Annotated in this window: 20 protein-coding genes; 14 read left to right on the top strand and 6 right to left on the bottom strand. The window is 67.3% G+C overall.

What is annotated here, in order from left to right:
* Positions 1–5: 5 nt before the first annotated feature.
* Both NBRGI_RS14335 and NBRGI_RS14330 read right to left on the bottom strand, forming a co-directional pair.
* Positions 6–908 carry an alpha/beta fold hydrolase gene (locus NBRGI_RS14335; RefSeq protein ID WP_029896429.1) on the bottom strand — a complete coding sequence of 301 codons (903 nt, stop codon included), beginning with the start codon at positions 906–908 and terminating at the stop codon, positions 6–8.
* A 55-nt stretch (positions 909–963) separates the two neighbouring features.
* Positions 964–1653: a hypothetical protein gene (locus NBRGI_RS14330; RefSeq protein ID WP_029896427.1), complete on the bottom strand. Its 690-nt coding sequence runs from the start codon at positions 1651–1653 to the stop codon at positions 964–966.
* A gap of 360 nt (positions 1654–2013) precedes the next feature.
* Here NBRGI_RS14330 and NBRGI_RS14325 point away from each other — a divergent pair, with 360 nt between their 5' ends.
* The 4 genes from NBRGI_RS14325 (at position 2014) to NBRGI_RS14310 (ending at position 4396) form a co-directional block, all read left to right on the top strand.
* Complete coding sequence (locus NBRGI_RS14325; protein WP_029896425.1) at positions 2014–2352, top strand: hypothetical protein; 339 nt, start codon at positions 2014–2016, stop codon at positions 2350–2352.
* 23 nt (positions 2353–2375) lie between these two features.
* Entirely contained in the window at positions 2376–2687 is a 312-nt protein-coding gene (locus NBRGI_RS14320; protein ID WP_029896423.1) for a hypothetical protein, read from the top strand.
* 304 nt (positions 2688–2991) lie between these two features.
* Positions 2992–3486 carry a beta-class carbonic anhydrase gene (locus NBRGI_RS14315; RefSeq protein WP_029896420.1) on the top strand — a complete coding sequence of 165 codons (495 nt, stop codon included), beginning with the start codon at positions 2992–2994 and terminating at the stop codon, positions 3484–3486.
* Positions 3487–3961: 475 nt separating this feature from the next.
* Complete coding sequence (locus NBRGI_RS14310) at positions 3962–4396, top strand: alpha-isopropylmalate synthase regulatory domain-containing protein (protein ID WP_029896418.1); 435 nt, start codon at positions 3962–3964, stop codon at positions 4394–4396.
* 72 nt (positions 4397–4468) lie between these two features.
* On the opposite strand, the gene trxA is transcribed toward NBRGI_RS14310, so the two are convergent.
* Positions 4469–4843, bottom strand: coding sequence for a thioredoxin (trxA, locus tag NBRGI_RS14305; protein ID WP_029896416.1), 375 nt, complete (start codon positions 4841–4843; stop codon positions 4469–4471).
* A gap of 202 nt (positions 4844–5045) precedes the next feature.
* On the opposite strand from trxA, the gene NBRGI_RS14300 reads away from it, so the two are divergent.
* The 4 genes from NBRGI_RS14300 (at position 5046) to NBRGI_RS14285 (ending at position 8934) form a co-directional block, all read left to right on the top strand.
* Positions 5046–6140 (top strand): isocitrate/isopropylmalate dehydrogenase family protein, encoded by a 1095-nt coding sequence (locus tag NBRGI_RS14300; RefSeq protein WP_029896414.1) that lies wholly within the window; start codon positions 5046–5048, stop codon positions 6138–6140.
* Positions 6141–6322: 182 nt separating this feature from the next.
* Complete coding sequence (locus NBRGI_RS14295) at positions 6323–7183, top strand: ABC transporter substrate-binding protein (protein WP_029896412.1); 861 nt, start codon at positions 6323–6325, stop codon at positions 7181–7183.
* A 4-nt stretch (positions 7184–7187) separates the two neighbouring features.
* A complete protein-coding gene (locus NBRGI_RS14290) occupies positions 7188–8147 on the top strand; it encodes an amino acid ABC transporter permease (RefSeq protein ID WP_042255979.1) in 960 nt (319 codons plus the stop codon).
* Positions 8148–8181: 34 nt separating this feature from the next.
* The gene (locus NBRGI_RS14285) at positions 8182–8934 is read left to right on the top strand and encodes an amino acid ABC transporter ATP-binding protein (protein WP_029896409.1); all 753 of its coding nucleotides are present in this window, start codon (positions 8182–8184) and stop codon (positions 8932–8934) included.
* Positions 8935–8979: 45 nt separating this feature from the next.
* Here the strand turns inward: NBRGI_RS14285 and NBRGI_RS14280 are convergent, their stop codons facing one another.
* On the bottom strand, positions 8980–9894 hold the full coding sequence (locus tag NBRGI_RS14280; protein ID WP_029896407.1) for a LysR family transcriptional regulator: 915 nt from the start codon (positions 9892–9894) through the stop codon (positions 8980–8982).
* A 71-nt stretch (positions 9895–9965) separates the two neighbouring features.
* Here NBRGI_RS14280 and NBRGI_RS14275 point away from each other — a divergent pair, with 71 nt between their 5' ends.
* From NBRGI_RS14275 to NBRGI_RS14260, 4 genes are all read left to right on the top strand, one after another.
* Positions 9966–11327: an FAD-binding oxidoreductase gene (locus tag NBRGI_RS14275; RefSeq protein ID WP_029896404.1), complete on the top strand. Its 1362-nt coding sequence runs from the start codon at positions 9966–9968 to the stop codon at positions 11325–11327.
* A 106-nt stretch (positions 11328–11433) separates the two neighbouring features.
* The gene (locus NBRGI_RS14270; RefSeq protein ID WP_029896402.1) at positions 11434–12318 is read left to right on the top strand and encodes an SPFH domain-containing protein; all 885 of its coding nucleotides are present in this window, start codon (positions 11434–11436) and stop codon (positions 12316–12318) included.
* Positions 12319–12330: 12 nt separating this feature from the next.
* Positions 12331–12483 carry a hypothetical protein gene (locus NBRGI_RS48520; protein ID WP_014983382.1) on the top strand — a complete coding sequence of 51 codons (153 nt, stop codon included), beginning with the start codon at positions 12331–12333 and terminating at the stop codon, positions 12481–12483.
* A gap of 67 nt (positions 12484–12550) precedes the next feature.
* A complete protein-coding gene (locus tag NBRGI_RS14260; protein WP_029896400.1) occupies positions 12551–13147 on the top strand; it encodes a hypothetical protein in 597 nt (198 codons plus the stop codon).
* 61 nt (positions 13148–13208) lie between these two features.
* Here NBRGI_RS14260 and NBRGI_RS14255 read toward each other — a convergent pair whose 3' ends face one another.
* Complete coding sequence (locus tag NBRGI_RS14255) at positions 13209–14069, bottom strand: class I SAM-dependent methyltransferase (RefSeq protein WP_029896398.1); 861 nt, start codon at positions 14067–14069, stop codon at positions 13209–13211.
* A gap of 337 nt (positions 14070–14406) precedes the next feature.
* On the opposite strand from NBRGI_RS14255, the gene rpsA reads away from it, so the two are divergent.
* Both rpsA and NBRGI_RS14245 read left to right on the top strand, forming a co-directional pair.
* On the top strand, positions 14407–15879 hold the full coding sequence (rpsA, locus tag NBRGI_RS14250) for a 30S ribosomal protein S1 (RefSeq protein ID WP_014983385.1): 1473 nt from the start codon (positions 14407–14409) through the stop codon (positions 15877–15879).
* Positions 15880–15996: 117 nt separating this feature from the next.
* Complete coding sequence (locus NBRGI_RS14245; protein WP_158439864.1) at positions 15997–16629, top strand: TetR/AcrR family transcriptional regulator; 633 nt, start codon at positions 15997–15999, stop codon at positions 16627–16629.
* Here NBRGI_RS14245 and NBRGI_RS14240 read toward each other — a convergent pair.
* Positions 16622–17537, bottom strand: a 916-nt coding sequence (locus NBRGI_RS14240) for an MMPL family transporter (RefSeq protein ID WP_036559028.1), incomplete at its 5' end; no start/stop codon positions are given. The genes NBRGI_RS14245 and NBRGI_RS14240 overlap by 8 nt on opposite strands.

Below are 17537 nucleotides of genomic sequence, written 5' to 3'. Positions count from 1 at the left end.
CGAGTCTAGGGGGCGCGGTGAGCCACCCGGTCGAGCACGTCACGGACCGCCTGGACCACGGCATCGGGGCGGTCGAAGCACAGCCGGTGGTGGAAGGTGTCGGTGAGGATGCGCTGTTCCCCGTGCGAGACCGAGCGCACCAGGGCGGCGTCCATGCGGGTCTTGGCGGCGTTCACCTCCTCCCACGGCAACTGTTGGGCGGGATCGGTGCCCAGCACGGTCAGCGCGATCACCGGGACGTCCGGCAGCGGCGGTCCGGCGCGCAGTTCGGCCGCGAGCCCGGTCAGCGCGGTGCGCTCGGCGAGGCCGAAGCTGAGCCATTCGTCGCTCGTCTTCGCCTCGAGCAGTGGGTCGCGCAGGTGGGCCGGGTAGTCGGCCAACAGCTCGGTGTTCATCTCGTGCACGACCGGGCGCAGTCGGTCGAGGTGCGCTGGATCGGGTGCGGCTCGTTCGGTGGCGGCCAGACTCATTGCGGGCGGCATGAAGTCGTCCCAGTCGTGATGAAAGGCGTCCAGCCACACCAATCCGGCGACCTCGTGCGGGAACAACTGCGCGAACCGATACGCATAGGCGCCGCCGAGTGAATGCGCCGCGAAAACGTAGGGGCCGGCGATGTGCTGGGCGTGCAGCAGTGCCCGCAGTTCGGTGGCCACCGCGGCGGCGGTGCGCGGCAGCGGCCGCGGATCGCTGTAGCCGGTGCCGCCGCGGTCATACAGCACCGCCGTGGTGATCCGCGAAACCTGTTGTTGCACAGTGAAATAGTCCAACCCGACCGCGCCGGCACCCGGCAGGAACACGACGGCCGGTCCGCCGCTGCCCGACCGGTGCGCGAAGAGGCGGCGGCCGTCGATCTCTTGGAACTCGCCGATCGGCGGAGCAGGTTGGGTCGCAGAGGTGCGGTTGGTCATGGGAACAAGCCTGCAACCCTGACGTTGCGTCAGGGTCAAGCCGTTCACCGGTGCGTCAGTCGACCGAGCGGTACGGCATGGCCGCGTCGAAGACCGTCAACCAGTCGGCGCTCACCGCGCGATAGCCGAAAGCGGTGTGCAGCGCGGCGATCACGGCGGGCATATGCGCCGCGCCGTACACGACGGCGATCACCTCGGCGCGGTCGTGACGCGCGGTGTGCAGCTTCGTCAGCGCGGCGATCAGGGCCTTGTCACGGTCGTGCAGGAAGGTCTTGTTCATCAGCCGCAGGCGCACCTCGGTGTTGTCGTAGACCTCGAACGTGTTGCGCAGCAACCAACCTCGGCCGCCGAACGCCATGACCACCACGAAGTAGGGGGTCAGCAGCAGCATGTCGAGAAACGACAGGAACGGCATCCGCTGTCTGCCGCGGGAGTTGCTCTCGGGCCAGACGACCGGTACACCGAGGGCGGCATGGTCGATGTCCTGGTACACCAGCGTGCGGGCCGCACGCTGAAAGGTCAGGCGCATGGCGAGGATGATCGCGCGGCCGGTGGAACTAGGCGTATCGGCGCCCTCGGAAACGATCACATCGCAGGCGCGCAGCTGCTCGGCCACCGCCAGATAGAACTCGCGCCGGCCGATATGCACCATCGGAAACAGCCGGACCGTCAACGGATTTCCCCGCGTTCGCAGGTCGATGACCGCAGATCGCAGCCCGAAAACACTGAACTCGGTGATCTGCACCGCCCACCTCCCCGCATCCGCAGCGGACCCACACGCTGCGGATCCCCCAAGCCTACGACGCCCCAAACCTTCGCTCGTGCCCTCGATTCCAGTGGCACGGGCGAACGGGGACGGCGCGCGGTCTGCGTCGTAGACCGTCTGTCGAGAGAATGGTGAGTTCTGCGAGTCGGCGACGCAGACTCAGGTGTTGCCGGGGGCTGGCAGAAGATATCGACTATTGGCAGGAAGGCTGCCAAGTGCCGAGTATCGGTGCCACGGTGTGCTTTTCACCGGGCGGGTGAACTGATCGGCGTTAGTGTGTGTAGGACGAACGAATGCATTTGCGTCTTCTGATTTGTCATCGATCAAAGGAGGGAAATAATGAACTTTGCCGAATACAGGCGTCTCGGTATGGCGCTCACGGTGCTCGCGGCTTCCGCGATCACCCTCGGTTTCCCGGCTGCGACCTCGGGTGCTGATCCCGGACGCTGCGGCGTGTCGGTCTCGAGCAGTGTGGATACCGGAAAGCAGGTGCCGAGTTTCATCTATCTCATGCGTAACAACTGCTCGGTGGGTGCGAAATTCCGCGTCTATCAGTACACGCTGGGGCGGGATGCGCAGGCCGGAAACGGGCAGACCTGTAAATGGGTCGGCGCCCACGATACGGCCACATTCTGGGATCCGGTCGGTGACCACACCTGGCAACCGCTGGGCTGCTGACAGCAATTCGACGAGGAACTGACATGACACTTCTTTTCAAGCGCGTTGCGGTGGCTGCGGCTGCGGCCACGGCGATCGCCGGCCTTTCCGCGATCGCCGTCCCGGCGACGGTGCAGGCAGATCCGGGCCGTTGCGGAGTCGGGGTGGAGGGGCCCGCCAATTCCGGCTCCCAGTGGGCCTACTTCGTCCGCAACGACTGCTCGAAGAACATTCGAGTCAAAGTCCATCTGTACACGCTCAACAAGGACACCTCGTGCCACTGGATCGTGCCGGGCGAGACGGTCGGGCTCTTTTCCAACTACATCGATAGGACGTGGCAAGCCGTTCCGTGCTGAAACCGTCGTGGTGACTCGGCGTCGAGATCGCGCGACGTCGGGACACCGGGTGCAGGAGTGGCAGCGGCCCGTGACCGGCAGGGCTTCAGGGGGCGTAGCGAGGCACTACGGTGCATGGTGGGGCCAGGGTGTTGCGGACCAGGGCTACTCCTCCGCGCGCAATGTGAGGCGTGTCTGTGTCGCTCTCGACGCGCCAGTAAACGAATCACGGTGAGCGCGACCGGTCCGCTCTGCGCCGCTGCGACCTATCGTGGGCCACGCCACATATAAGCAGCCGTGCATACCTAGCGCAGGGGACCGCCCAATGACCGTGACCGACGAGTATCTGCAGAACAACGCTGTCTACGCGAGCACCTTCACCGGGCCGCTGCCGTTGCCGCCCGCCAAGCACGTCGCGGTGGTCGCGTGCATGGACGCCCGGCTGAATGTCTATGGCGCCCTGGGCATCCAGGAGGGCGAGTCGCATGTGATCCGGAACGCGGGCGGCGTCATCACCGCCGACGAGATCCGCTCGCTGGCGATCAGCCAGCGCCTGCTGGGCACCCGCGAGATCATCCTGATCCACCACACCGACTGCGGCATGCTGACTTTCACCGACGACGACTTCAAGGCGTCGATCCAGCAGGACACCGGCATCAAGCCCGAATGGGCGGCCGAGGCGTTCGCTGATCTGGAAACCGATGTGCGCCAATCGATCGCACGCATCGTCGCGAGTCCGTTCGTCGTGCACAAGGACTCCATCCGCGGTTTCATCTTCGACGTCGCGACCGGCAAGTTGAACGAGGTGCTCGCCGACTGAGCGGTCCGCGCACCGCGCGAGATCCGGGCCACTGTGCCCGGATTTTTCGTTTTCGCTCGGCGCGACACGACACGCCGCCGAAGGTGTCATCTACGTGACGGGTGGACGAACATGAGCCGCGTCGCACCCGGATATCCGGCGTGGCGGCGTGGAACACGCCTGAGCTGCGTGAACGCTACCGGCGGGTAGACAAAACGGGCGCCGAATATGGTTGCGATCGCGCCGCGATGTCCCTATCCTCGATCGCGTGCCGAATCCCGCCGACCGCCACAGCGCAGCGCTCCACGTCGCAGACCGCGACAGCGCCGTGCTAATTCCGCTCACCGCGATGGTGGCGCGGCGGCGACTTCTCGTAGTACCCCGCCGTAGCGGGGTCTGATTCGGACCGGCCCCCTCGCTGCGGGCTGAAGACTTTTACTTGCTGGTCCCCTCTGTCAACTGAGCCACGACATTCTTCGGGAAGACCTAACTTTCAATGACCATCCTCACGCTTGATACAGACACGTTCCAGTCCGCCGCGCCCAGGGGCCTGCGCGCCGAAAGCATCGGCCTCACCCCGGCGCAATTCCACGATCGCTACTGCGAGCACACCGGGCCGATCCGGCTCGGCGACTGGTCGCCCGCGGGCAGCCGGGGCGCGGAATTCACTGCGACGCTGGAGTTCACCGACCACCTGCGTACCGTCATCGCCTCCGGCAGCCCGGTCGCGGCGATGACCTCGGCCCTCTACGACGAGGGCTACCCGGTCGAGATCCTGCAGTTCCACCAGCGGCGCACCCCGGCAGGCACCGCGACGTTCGTGCAGTGCGAATACAACGGCCGGCGCGGCTGGGGCGCGGCCCTTGCCGACGACGGCGCCGAGTCGACGGTCCGCGCGATGATCGCGGGCGTCAATCTGCTCGGTCACTGAGCCCCACCGGCGAGAACAGGGCCGCCCCTCCGTGGGGAGGGGCGGCCCTGTTCCGTCGGCGGTTCGTGCGAATTACTGCTCGGCACCGGCCTGCTGCTCGGCGAGCTGCTTGCGCACCTCGTCCATGTCCAGACCCTTCACCTGGGTGACGAGGTCTTCGAGCGCGGCGGGCGGCAGTGCGCCGGGCTGTGCGAACACGAGCACGCCCTCGCGGAAGGCCATGATGGTCGGGATCGAGCGAATGTTCGCGGCGGCCGCGAGCCCCTGCTCGGACTCGGTGTCGACCTTGCCGTATACGACATCGCTGTGCTTCTCGGACGAGGCCTCGAAGGTGGGCGCGAAGCTCTTGCACGGGCCGCACCACTCAGCCCAGAAATCGACGAGCACCACGTCGTTTCCGGCGACTACCTCTTCGAAATTCTGTTGGGTCAGCGTCTGGGTGGCCATGACGTCCTCTCATTCGGTATGTCGGCTATAACGCCGACCGTTGCTCTAATCTTCCATGGGCTGCACGGGCGCCGCCCCTTATCGCCGTCCTCTCGCCGGATACCCACGTCCGACGCCGGGAAATCACGGCGGCGCCGCACGAGGGTCGTCGGGGTGCCGGGTCGGTGCGCGGGCCCGAGCCGGGCGAGGCGAGGATGAGACGGTGACGGATCGAACCAACGGGCCGGTACGGCTCGGACTGATCGACGGCGACGGCATCGGACCGGAAGTGGTGCGGGCTGTCCGGCAGGTCGTCGACGAGGCCGTGGCGGCGGCGGGCGCGCCGCCGATCGAATGGGTGCCGCTGCTCATGGGGCATCGGGCGATCGAGGAATACGGTGACCCACTGCCGCGGCAGACCCTCGACGCGCTGGCCGGGGTCGACGCCTGGATTCTCGGCCCGCACGACAACGCGTCCTATCCGCAGCAGCATCGCGCGGCGCCGGGCGGCGCGATCCGGAAGCAGTTCGGTCTGTACGCCAATATTCGGCCGGCTCGGGCGTTCGCCGGGGTTCGCGCGCTCGCGCCCGCCATCGATCTGGTGATCGTCCGGGAGAACAGCGAAGGTTTCTACGCCGATCGCAATATGTTCGCCGGATCGGGGGAGTTCCGCGCCACCGAGGATGTCGCGATGGCGGTCGGCGTGGTGACCCGGCAGGCGTGTGAGCGGATTGCGCATGAGGCGTTCCGGCTCGCCGCGACGCGACGCAAACGACTGACCATTGTGCACAAGGCGAACGTGTTGCCGATGACCATGGGCCTGTTTCGCGATGTGTGCTATGAAATTGCCCACGCTTATCCGGGGGTCGAGGTCGACGACGAACACGTCGACGCGACGGCCGCGCATCTGGTGCGCGCAGCCGCCGACTACGACGTTCTGGTCACCGAGAATCTCTTCGGTGACATCCTGTCCGACCTCGCCGGAGAGCTCAGCGGATCGCTCGGTCTGGCCGCCTCGCTGAACTGCTCGGCCACGCACGCGATGGCGCAGGCGGTGCACGGCGCGGCGCCCGCGCTGGCCGGGCACAACCGCGCGAATCCGGCCGCGCTGCAACTGTCGGCGGCAATGCTGTTGCGCTGGTTGGGAACTCGTGACCGTGACGGCCGTTACAGCGGTGCGCTGCGACAGGCCGCTGAGCGGGTGGAACGCGCCGTCGCCGCCACCTTCGAGGCCGGCATCGCCACCGCCGACCTGGGCGGACTGGCCTCGACGAGCGAGTTCACCGAACAGGTTTGTGCTAGGGTCCACCGCCGGTAGTCATGGTGTTGTAGCTCGGAGTGTTCAGCACGGAACGGATCAATCTTCCGTTACTGTCCAGCACGAAGCGTCTCGGTCGCTTAGATTGCCAACGGGTGGTGACACCCGGGTTTCTTGAATCCGAAATGTGGAGGGCTGCTGTGTCTGTTCGATCGGTTCTTGGCAGGCGCGCCCTGCAGGCGATGTGTGTACTCGCGGGAGGCGCACTGGTGCTGACGGGCTGTAGTAATACCGAAGACTCCGGACCCGCCGTCGACAAGGTGAAGGTCGACAAGGTCGACTCGATCGCGGCGCAGCTTCCCGACAAGATCAAGCAGTCCGGCAAGCTCGTCGTCGGCGTGAACATCCCGTACCAGCCGAACGAGTACAAGGATCCGAGCGGCAAGATCGTCGGCTACGACGTCGACCTGATGGATGCCGTCGCCGCCACGCTGGGCGTGCGGGCCGAGTACCTCGAGTCCGCCTTCGAGAAGATCATTCCGACCATTCAGGCCGGCACCTATGACGTCGGCATGTCCTCGATCACCGACACCAAGGAGCGCGAGCAGCAGGTCGACTTCACGACCTACTTCAACGTGCGCACCCAGTGGGCTCAGCAAAAGGGCAAGCCGATCGACCCGGACAACGCCTGCGGCAAGAAGGTCGCCGTGCAGGCCACCACCATTCAGGACACCGACGAACTCCCGGCCAAGAGCAAGAAGTGCGTCGAGGAGGGCAAGCCCGCGATCGACATCAAGTCGTTCGAGGAGCAGAGCGCCGCGACCAACGCGCTGGTGCTCGGCCAGGTCGACGGCATGGCCGCGGACCTGCCGGTGACGGTGTACGCGATCCAGAAGAGCGACGGCAAGATCGAGATCTCCGGCACGGCCTACGGCGAGGCGCTCTACGGCTGGGCGGTCGCGAAGGGCTCGCCGCTGGCCGGCGTGCTGCAGAAGGCCGTGCAGAGCCTGATCGACAACGGCAAGTACCTCGAGATCGCCAAGAACTGGGGCGTCGAGCAGGGCGCGATCACCAAGTCGGTCGTCAACGGCGCCGCGAGCTGACCCGATGAGTTCGAACGAAACCAAGCCGGTGCCCGGCGATCCCGGGCTCGGCGCGGCAGCCGACACCATGGAACCGGAGCCGATCAAAGCGGTTCCGTTACGCAGACCCGGCCGGTGGATCGCCGCCGCGGTCATCCTGGTGCTGGTCGGATTGTTCGTCTACGGTGCCGCGACGAACGAGGCGTATCAGTGGTCGACCTACCGTAAGTACCTGTTCGACAGCCGGATCGTGCAGGGCGCGGTCGTCACCCTCGAGCTGACCGTGCTCGCCATGGCGATCGCCGTGCTGCTGGGCACGCTGCTCGCGGTGATGCGGCTCTCGCCCAACCCGGTGCTGCGCTCGGCGGCCTGGGTGTACCTCTGGATCTTCCGCGGCACACCGGTTTTCGTGCAGTTGGTGTTCTGGGGTCTGTTCCCCTCGCTGTACAAGACGATCGTGCTCGGTGTGCCGTGGGGGCCGCACCTGTTCGAGTTGAACGTGCAGAACATGCAGGCCGCCTTCACCTTCGCGGTGATCGGCCTGGGCCTCAACGAGGCCGCCTACATGGCCGAAATCGTCCGCGCCGGCATCAATTCCGTCGGTGAAGGCCAGCGCGAGGCGTCGATCGCGCTGGGCATGTCCTGGAGCCAGACCATGCGCCGGACGGTGCTGCCGCAGGCGATGCGGGTGATCATCCCGCCGACCGGCAACGAGCTCATCGGCATGCTGAAGACCACGTCGCTGGTCACGGCGTTGCCGTTGAGCACCGACCTCTATGGCCGGGCCCGCGAGATCTACGGTGTGAACTTTCAGCCGATTCCGCTGCTGTTGGTCACTGCCACTTGGTATCTCGCGATCACCAGCGTGCTGATGGTCGGTCAGTTCTACCTGGAGCGCTACTACTCGCGCGGCCTGTCCCGCCAGCTCACCGGTAAGCAGTTGCAGGAGCTGGCCGACGCCCAGACGATTGTGAAGGCGAAATGAGCAGCGTCGACGTCGAGCAGACCGCTCGATCCCCATGATCGTCGCCGACCGGGTCTGCAAGAACTTCGGCGCGTTGCAGGTGCTCAAGGGCGTCTCGCTGGAGATCGGCCGCGGCGAGGTGCTGTGCGTCATCGGGCCGTCCGGTTCGGGCAAGTCCACCTTCCTGCGCTGCATCAACCATCTCGAGCAGGTCAACGCCGGACGGCTCTACGTGGACGGCGAACTCGTCGGCTACCAGGAGAAGAACGGCAAGCTCTACGAGCTGCACCCGCGCGAGGCGGCCCGGCAGCGGCGCGAAATCGGCATGGTGTTCCAGCATTTCAATCTGTTTCCGCATCGCACGGTGCTGGACAACGTGATCGAGGCGCCGACCCAGGTCAAGAAGGTGCGCAAGGCCGACGCCATCACCAAGGCGAAGGAGCTGCTCGAGCGAGTCGGCTTGGCGGAGAAGGCGAATGCCTACCCGGCTCAGCTCTCCGGTGGGCAGCAGCAGCGGGTGGCGATCGCCCGCGCGCTGGCGATGGATCCGAAGCTGATGCTGTTCGACGAGCCGACCTCCGCGCTGGACCCGGAACTGGTCGGCGAGGTGCTCACGGTGATGCGTGAGCTCGCCGAGTCGGGCATGACCATGGTCGTGGTCACCCACGAAATGGGTTTCGCCCGTGAGGTGGCCGACAAGCTGGTGTTCATGGACGGCGGCGTGATCGTCGAGGCCGGCGCGCCGCGCGAGCTGCTCGCCAACCCGAAACACGAACGCACCAAGACGTTCCTGTCCCGGCTGCTCTGAGACGCCGCGCTCCCGCACTCGAATTCGGGTGCGGGAGCGGTGGCCCTAAGCCTCGGACGGGGTTGTTCTGCCGCCCAGCGCGATCCGTAGCTGACCCAGCAGCACTTTGGCGGCCGGAGTGCCCGGCCGGTCGGCCCGCCACACCAGCGCGAGCCTGCCGTGCATCTCGGGCCGCACGATCCGGACCACGCGGACCCCGAACGCCGCCGCTTCCGCGGCCGTGAGCTCGGGGACGACCGCGATGCCGAGGCCACGGGCCGCCAGTTGCAGCAGCAGCGGGGGAGCGGCCGCCTCGAAGGCGATGTTCGGTGTGAAACCGGCTGCCGCGCAGGAAAGTTCGAAGACGCCGCGCAGGCCGGTACCGGGCGGCAGGCAGATCAGCGGCTGCTCGCGCAGCGCGTCGAGGGCGATCTGCGCGCCGTGCGTCCGGTCCGCTGCCGCGACCGCGGCCACCACCGCGGTCTCCAGCACCACATCCATGCCGATTCCGGAATCCATCGGCGCGCCGGTCAATCCGATCAACGCGAGATCCAGGTCGCCGCGGCCGAGCGCGGCGAGCATGCGTTCGGAGGTGTCCTCGGTGAGGCTGATGCCCACCTGGGGATGGTCGTCGTGGAAGTCGGCGAGCACGCCGGCCACGTCGAACTCCTCGGTGGCCGCGCCCGAGATCAAGCCGACACGGACCTGGCCGCGCAGCAGCCCGGTGAATTCGTCCACCGTCGCGGTGATGCGCTCGGTCGCGGCGAGCGCGGCGCGGGCGTGGGCCAGCACCGCCGCGCCGACCTCGGTGGGCGTCACCGTGCGGGCGCCACGGTCGAGCAACTGCTGGCCGAGTTCGCGTTCGAGCTGCCGGATCTGCGCGCTCAGTCCCGGCTGGGCGAGGTGCAGTCGCGCGGCGGCCCGGGTGAAGTTCGCCTCCTCGACCACCGTGACGAAGTAGCGCAGCTGACGCAGTTCCATAACTGTTCATTCTAGTTGCGAGAAGATCTATCTGTTGTACTTCTCACTGCCCCGCGGGCAGGGTCGAAGTCATGGAGAACACCGCAGAAAACATCACCGATACCTTCACCGGCCCGGTCTTCCGTCCCGGCGACGCCGGATACGACGAAGAGATCGCGGGCTTCCAGACGGCCTACCCACATCAGCCGGCGCTGGTCGTCGGCGCCCGGCACGCCGAGGACGTCCGCGCCGCCATCGAATACGCCGCGCGGCACGGGCTGCCGGTGGCGGTGCAGGCCACCGGCCACGGGCTGTCGGTCCCCGCGGACGGCGGCGTGCTGATCAGCACCCGGCGCATGAACATCCTGGAGGTCGATGTCGAGACGTGCACGGCACGGCTCGGCGCCGGTGTGCGGGCGGGCGAGCTGGTCGAGGCGGCCGCCGCGCACGGGCTCGCGCCGCTGATCGGCTCCTCGCCGTCGGTCGGTGTCGTGGGCTATCTGCTCGGCGGCGGAATCGGCTTGCTGGCAAGGGAATTCGGCTACGCGGCGGAGCATGTCGAGGCGCTCGAGCTGGTCACCGCGGACGGGCGGGTGCGCCGGGTGCAGCCCGGTGACGAGTTGTTCGCGGCGGCGCTGGGCAGCGGCGGAAATTTCGGCGTGGTGACCGCGGTCGTGCTCGGCCTGCTGCCGATCACCGAGGTATACGGCGGCCAGCTGATGTTCGATACGCCGCTGGTGGAGCGGGCACTGGAAATCTGGCGGGACTGGACCGCGACGGTGCCCGACGAGCTGACCTCCACCGTGGCCATGCTGCGTTTCCCCGATATCCCGCAGGTACCCGCGCCGCTGCGCGGCCGGTTCGTGGCGTCGTTCCGGATCGCGTACCACGGTAGCGCCGCCGACGGCGAGCGCTTGGTCGCTCCGCTGCGGGCGGTGGGCGAGCGGCTGAAGGACGACCTGCGCGTCATGCCCTACACCGAATCGCACACCATCCACAGCGATCCCGATCATCCGCACGCGTACGCGGCCACCAACGCGCTGCTCGGCGCGCTCACCGGAGAAACGTTGTCCGCCTTGCTTTCCGCCGCCGGGCCGGACTCCGATACCGGTGCTGTGATCGATATCCGCCACCTCGGGGGCGCCCTGGCGAAGCCCCGTGCCGAGATCGCGGTGGACCATCGGGAAGCCGCGTACGTCGTCCGGGTCATCACGGACGCCGGGAATGCGGGCACCGCTCCGGACAGCCACGCGGCGATCCGGACGGCGCTCGCACCGTGGACGCTCGGCCACAGCCTCAACTTCCTCTACGGGGCGGGCGCGGACGCCGACGAGGCGCAGACCCGGGGCGGCTACGGCGCCGATACCTACGCCCGGCTCGCCGAGCTGAAGGCAGAGTACGACCCGCACAACATGTTCCGGTTCAACCGCAACATCCGCCCGGCGCGGCGCTGACCGTCCGGCAGTTCGTCGCACCCGAGCTGTATGCGAATTCGTGATGCTGGATCCGGAGCGACCGTCTGCTATCTTGGTGATATCACTTTGATAGTTGGAGGATGTCATGAAGCTACGTCCCGCGTTCCACGTCAACGGCTTCCTGGTGCTGGTGGCCTGGCTGGTGCTCACCTTGTTGCTCGGCGGCGGCGCGGCACTGGGGTATCTCGCGATGGCGCACGATCAGAACGTGCCCGCCCTGGTCGGGGCGATCGTCGCGAGCTTCCTGGTGCTCGTGCTGCTGCTGGGCGCGACCGGTTTGACCATCGTCAACCCGAACGAGGCCCAGGTGGTCCAGTTCTTCGGCCGCTACATCGGGTCGGTGAGCGAACCCGGCTTCTTCTCGGTGCTCCCGCTGACCGATCGCAAGCGGATCTCGTTGCGGGTGCGCAACTTCGAGACGCAGAAGCTGAAGGTCAACGACGCCGACGGCAACCCGGTCGAGATCGCCGCCGTGGTGGTCTACCGGGTGGTGGACAGCTTCAAGGCCGCCTTCTCGGTCGACGACTATGAGGAGTACGTGCAGACCCAGTCCGAGGCCGCGGTGCGCCACCTGGCCACCACGCACCCGTACGACTCGCACGACGACACCCGCACCAGCCTGCGCGACGGTGGCGAGGTGGCCGAGGAACTCACCGTCGAGCTGCGTGACCGCACCGAGCTGGCCGGCATCGAGGTGCTCGAGGCCCGCATCACCCACCTCGCCTACGCGCCGGAGATCGCCCAGGCCATGCTGGTCCGGCAGCAGGCCGCACAAGTGGTCGCCGCCCGCACGCAGATCGTCGAGGGCGCGGTCGGCATGGTGAGCCTCGCGCTGGACCGGCTCACCGAGCAGGGGGTGGTGGAACTCGACGAGGAACGCCGCGCCGCGATGGTGTCCAACCTGCTGGTGGTGCTCTGCGGCGACCGAGCGACCCAGCCCGTCGTGAACACCGGCTCGCTCTACAGCTGAGCGCCGAAGCCCATGGCTGAGCGCAAGAAGCTACTGCTGCGACTGGATCCCGGCATCCACGAGGCAATCGCCAAGTGGGCCGCCGACGACCTGCGCAGCGTCAACGCCCAGATCGAATACGCGCTGCGGCTGGCGCTCGAACAGGCGGGCCGCAAACCGAAATAGGGCACTGTGCCGCACACCGACGAAATTCGGTGTGCGGCCGTGCCGTGTTCGCCGCTACGGTGGGCGGGTGCCGATCTCGTTCGATATCACCGGACTGCAACAGATGGACACCAACACCTGGGGGGATCACAGCACCGGCGACATCGTCACGCTGACCTACCACGACGTGGTGCCCGACCTGCCCGCGCCACTGGAAGACCTCGACACGCTGCGCACCCGGCTCGCGGAGATCTCGGCCGAATCGGGTTGTCTGGTCGAGGCTTTCCTCGTGTGGGTCGACAAGTTGCCCGGCCTGTTGCGGGTCGAGAAGTTGCCGCTGCCGAACCGGGATCGCGGTCTGGTCTTCGCGGCCTCGATCGTGGTGCCGAAAGACCGGTGCAGCGCGGTGTTCCAGATCCTGTGCCCCGAGTTCGGCACCACCGGCCTGCGGGAGGCGGCTTTGATGACCCAGCTCGGCCCGCAGCACATGTTCCCGCCGCACCCGTACGCGCCCGGCCTGCGCGGCAAGCTGCCCTACAACATCGCCGACGAAGTTCGTTGGGACGAGCAGTTTCCCGACCATCCGGTGAGCCGGGCCCGCCGCTGGGTCGCCCGGACGGTCCCCACCGCCAAGGTCGATCCCGGTTTCGCGGCGCTGCCCCCGTTCCCCGGGCCGCAGATCTGAACGCCCGCACCCCGTCCGTGTTCTCGCACCCGCTATGGCCGGCCACAGCGGGTGCGAAGCATCAAAGTCCGGGCGAGTCCGGCTTCTGCGCGATGAAGATCGCGGTTCCGGGGAAGATCTCCCCGCGCAGCGGACTCCACTGACCCCATTCGCGGTCCAGCCATTCGGGCCAGTCCGGCTCGACGAGGTCCACCAGCAGCAGGCCGGCGGACACGATCTCGCGGACGCGATCCCCGACGGTGCGGTGATGTTCGACGTAGGTCGGCTCGCCCGCGCCGTCCACCTCGACATACGGGGTGCGATCGAAATAGGGGATGGCGGCGGTGAGCCCGGCCGGGCCGGGATCGTCGGGAAAGATCCAGCGCATCGGGTGGTTCACCGAGAAGACCCAGCGGCCGCCCGGCCGCAGCACCCGGGCCACCTCGCGCATCACCTGAGCCGAGTCGGCGACGAACGGGATCGCGCCGAACGCCGAGCAGGCCAGGTCGAAGGATTCGTCGGCGAACGGCAGCGCCTCCGCGCCCGCCTGGACCAGCGGCACCTGCGGTCCGCCGCGTCGCATCGCGTCGAGCCCGCGGGTCAGCATGCCCATCGAGAGATCCAGCCCGACCGGGTGTGCGCCCTGCCCCGCCAGCCAGCGTGCGCACGGCGCCGAACCGCAGCCGATCTCGAGCACCCGCTTGCCCGCGACCTCGCCGAGGAAACGCATATCGCCCTCGTGCAGGCCCTCCGGGCACCAGACGAATTCGCCGTCTGGGGAATCCACGCCGAGGAACGCGGCATGCGTCTGGTGGTACTGGCCGGCGTCTGCGTCCCACCAGCGCCGGCTGGCCTGCTGGCTGGCGGCCGAGCCGATCCGGGTTCGCGCCGTTCCCGCGGTCCCGAGCAGTGTGTTTGCCTCTGCATGGCGATCTTCCGACACGGGCGTCAGCTTATCGACCGGGGGTGTGGCACTCGGCGCGCGGACCAGGGAGTGCGCGCATATATATAGCCGCCCGCTTGCTGTGCCCGGTCCGGGGAATGACTCGACGGCGTGGCGGCCGGACCGGTTTGCCCGGCCGGACCAAGGTCGCGTACGCTGAACGCGCGAGTGCCTTCTGTACAGCCGTACCGGAGTCAACCACCCGTGCTGAGTTTCACGTGCGTTACGTGCGGTACGTTCCTTGTGTCCGTCTTCACTTCACCGCGGTGAATTCGCCAGCGTACCGAAAGTTCCAATGTCCGCAACCGACCACAATCCGTCCGGAGCAAACCGACATATGCCCACCACCGTCACCTCGCCGCAGGTAGCCGTCAACGACATCGGCTCCGCCGAGGATTTCCTCGCCGCCATCGACGCCACGATCAAGTACTTCAACGACGGCGACATCGTCGAAGGAACCATCGTCAAGGTCGACCGCGACGAGGTCCTGCTCGACATCGGTTACAAGACCGAAGGCGTCATCCCTTCCCGCGAACTCTCCATCAAGCACGATGTCGACCCGAACGAGGTCGTTTCCGTGGGCGATGAGGTCGAGGCTCTTGTTCTCACCAAGGAGGACAAGGAAGGCCGCCTGATCCTGTCGAAGAAGCGGGCGCAGTACGAGCGCGCGTGGGGCACGATCGAGGAGCTCAAGGAGAAGGACGAGGCCGTCAAGGGCACCGTCATCGAGGTCGTCAAGGGCGGCCTGATCCTCGACATCGGTCTCCGCGGCTTCCTGCCCGCCTCGCTGGTCGAGATGCGTCGCGTCCGCGACCTCCAGCCGTACGTCGGCAAGGAGATCGAGGCCAAGATCATCGAGCTGGACAAGAACCGCAACAACGTGGTCCTGTCCCGCCGCGCCTGGCTGGAGCAGACCCAGTCCGAGGTGCGCAGCGAGTTCCTGCACCAGCTGCAGAAGGGCCAGGTCCGCAAGGGTGTGGTCTCCTCGATCGTCAACTTCGGTGCCTTCGTGGACCTGGGCGGCGTCGACGGTCTGGTGCACGTCTCCGAGCTGTCCTGGAAGCACATCGACCACCCGTCCGAGGTCGTCGAGGTCGGCACCGAGGTCACCGTCGAGGTGCTCGACGTCGATCTGGATCGCGAGCGGGTTTCGCTCTCGCTCAAGGCGACCCAGGAAGACCCGTGGCGTCAGTTCGCCCGCACCCACGCGATCGGCCAGATCGTGCCGGGCAAGGTCACCAAGCTGGTTCCGTTCGGCGCGTTCGTGCGTGTCGAAGAGGGCATCGAGGGCTTGGTGCACATCTCCGAGCTGGCCGAGCGCCACGTGGAGGTCCCGGACCAGGTGGTCGCGGTCGGCGACGACGCGATGGTCAAGGTCATCGACATCGACCTGGAGCGTCGCCGGATCTCGCTGTCGCTGAAGCAGGCGAACGAGGACTACCACGCCGAGTTCGACCCGTCGAAGTACGGCATGGCCGACAGCTACGACGAGCAGGGCAACTACATCTTCCCCGAGGGCTTCGATCCCGACACCAACGAGTGGCTCGAGGGCTTCGACAAGCAGCGCGAAGAGTGGGAAGGCCGCTACGCCGAGGCGGAGCGTCGCCACAAGATGCACACCGCGCAGATGGAGAAGATGGCGGCCGACGCCGCGGCCGAGGCCGCGAACGGCGGCGGCTCCTCGAACTACTCCTCCGAGAGCGGTTCGCAGGCGTCCTCGTCCTCCAGCTCGTCCGAGTCGGCCGGTGGTTCGCTGGCCAGCGACGCGCAGCTGGCGGCTCTGCGGGAGAAGCTCTCCGGCAACGCCTGATAGAACAAGCACGACGAAGGCCCCGGTCCGCTGGACCGGGGCCTTCGCCCTTTTCGCAGGTGGCCGGACCGCTGCGGAATGCCGTGGCAGGTAGCGGCGGCCGGTATCGTTGGTGTGATGTCCGATGCCATTGCCGAGCTTTCCTCGACCTCCTGGGAACGCAGGAAGATCGAGGCGATGGGCCGAATCCAGCGGGTCGCCCTGGATCTGTTCGACGCGCACGGGTATCGGAATGTGACGATCGAACGGGTCGCCGCCGCGGCGGAGGTGTCACCGAGTTCGGTCTACCGCTATTTCGGCACCAAGGAGATGCTCGTCCTGTACGACGAGGCCGATCCGAAGGTGCTCGAGGCGGTCCGGACCGCGGGCGGGCCGCAGACCGTCGCTCCGGCCGAGCTGATCGCGGTCGGGCGGCTGCTCGTCCCGGTGTTGCTCGAGTCGCTGCTGACCGCGGAGGCCGAGCACCGAATCCGGCAGCGGTTGCAGTTCATCGCGGCGGTGCCCGAGATCCGGGCAGGGCAGACCAAGCAGATGCGTGAGCTGGAAGACGAGTTCCGGACGCTGGTCGCGGAGCGAACCGGCTTCGGCGCCAACGATCTTCGGGTGCGGATGGCCGCGGCCACCGCGGTCTGGGGCTGCGTCGCCGCGCTGGATCATTGGGCCGGAACGGGATTCGCCGGACGGCTGAAAGACGTTTACACCGAGGCGTTCGGGTCGATCATCGATCAGGTCGAGACCATGTTCAGGTAGTCATCCGCGGTGCGCGCGGTTTGCGTTGCGGCAGCCACCAATTCCAGCGGCCGAACAGCCGCATGAAGGCCGGCACCAGCACCAGTCGCACCAGCACCGCGTCGATGGCGATGGCGATCGCGAGCGCGAAGCCGATCTGCTTGAGCTCCAGCACGTCCGCGGTCACGAAGCTGGCGAACACGGCGACCATGATGGCGGCCGCGGCGGTGATCGGCCGGGCCGTGCGCTGCAGGCCGTCGGCGACGGCAGCGGCGTTGTCCCCGTGCACATCCCAGTGTTCCTTCATCCGCCGGATGAGGAACACCTCGTAGTCCATCGAGAGACCGAACAGCACCGCGAACACCAGCATCGGCAGATAGATCTGCAAGAACCCGGTGCTCTGGAACCCGAGCACGCCCGCGCCGACACCGTGCTGGAACACCGCGACGGTGATGCCGAGCGCCGCGCCGGTGGCGAGCAGGTTCATCGCGATCGCCTTGAGCGCGAGCACGATACTGCGGAACGCGACGACGAGGAAGCCGAGCGAGATCGCGAGCACCAGCGTGATCACCCACGGGAAGCGGTCGGTGATCCGGTGCGACACATCGACGAACAACGCGGACGTGCCGCCGACCCTCACCTCGGCATGCGTCAGAGTCGCTGCGCGGGACCGGATATCGGTCACCAGATCGGCGGACTCGGTCGACTCGAAGGAGGCCTTGGGCACGACCGCCGCGAACATCCTGCCCTGCGCGTACTGCGGCAGCACCGCCGCGATCCGGGGGTCGCGGGAGAACTCGCCGATGAGCCGGTCCCCTTCGGCGCGAGCGTCGGCGGTGAGGGGGGTGTCGGCGGCGCCGGTCACGACCACCTCGATCGGCGACACCAGACCGGGCGTGAAGTTCTGCTGCACCAACGTGAGCCCTTGG

The sequence above is a fragment of the Nocardia brasiliensis IFM 10847 genome, assembly GCF_000710915.1.
GTDB lineage: Bacteria > Actinomycetota > Actinomycetes > Mycobacteriales > Mycobacteriaceae > Nocardia > Nocardia brasiliensis_A.
This window is presented reverse-complemented; position numbering and strand designations above follow the sequence as displayed.